Consider the following 1,097-nt stretch of genomic DNA (forward strand, 5'->3'; position numbering starts at 1 on the left):
AGCTGGTACTTCTCGGAGTCGAGGTACTCCTCGCTGCCGTCGCGCAGCGGGGTGTTCTCGCACAGTTCGTAGCCGGAGTACACGCCCCAGGTGGGGGAGAGGGTGGCGGCCAGCACGGCGCGGACCTCGAAGGCGGGCCGGCCGCCGCGCTGGAGGTACTCGTGCAGGATGTCGGGGGTGTTGACGAAGAAGTTGGGCCGCATGTAGGCGGCCGCCTCACCCGACAGCTCGGTCAGGTAGTCGGTCAGTTCCTGCTTGGTGGTGCGCCAGGTGAAGTAGGTGTAGGACTGCTGGAAGCCGATCTGGGCCAGGGTGTGCATCATGGCCGGCCGGGTGAACGCCTCGGCCAGGAAGATCACGTCGGGGTCGGTGGCGTTGATGTCGGCGATCACCCGCTGCCAGAACACGACCGGCTTGGTGTGCGGGTTGTCCACCCGGAAGATCCGCACCCCCAGGTCCATCCACAGCCGCAGCACCCGCAGCGTCTCGGCGATCAGGCCGTCCAGGTCGGCGTCGAAGGCGATGGGGTAGATGTCCTGGTACTTCTTGGGCGGGTTCTCGGCGTAGGCGATGGTGCCGTCCGGGCGGTGATGGAACCACTCGGGATGCTTGAGCACCCAGGGGTGGTCCGGGGAGCACTGCAGGGCGAAGTCCAGGGCGATCTCCAGGCCGTGCGCGCGGGCCTCGCCGACGAACCAGGCGAAGTCCTCCAGGCTGCCCAGCTGCGGATGGACCGCGTCGTGGCCGCCCTCCGGCGAGCCGATCGCCCACGGCACGCCCACGTCGTCCGGGCCGGCCGACAGGGTGTTGTTGCGGCCCTTGCGGTAGGTGGTGCCGATCGGATGGATCGGCGGCAGGTAGACCACGTCGAAGCCCATCGCGGCGATCGCCGGCAGCCGGCGCGCCGCGCTGCGGAAGGTGCCGTGCGGGCGCTCGGCGGTGCCCTCCGAACGCGGGAAGAACTCGTACCAGGCGCCGTACAGCGCCCGCTCCCGCTCCACCAGCAGCGGCAGCGTCGGCGAGGCCGTCACGAACTCCCGCAGCGGATGCCGCGCCAGCACCGCATCCACCTCCGGCGTCAACGCCGCCGCCAGCCG

Annotated in this window: 1 pseudogene; it reads right to left on the reverse strand. The window is 70.2% G+C overall.

The annotated features are described in order from the left end of the window. Positions 1-1,097: pseudogene (locus tag ACFU97_RS46075) on the reverse strand (alpha-1,4-glucan--maltose-1-phosphate maltosyltransferase); the annotation flags it as partial.

This window comes from Streptomyces sp. NPDC057616 (assembly GCF_042800575.1).
In the GTDB taxonomy this organism is placed as follows: Bacteria; Actinomycetota; Actinomycetes; order Streptomycetales; family Streptomycetaceae; genus Streptomyces.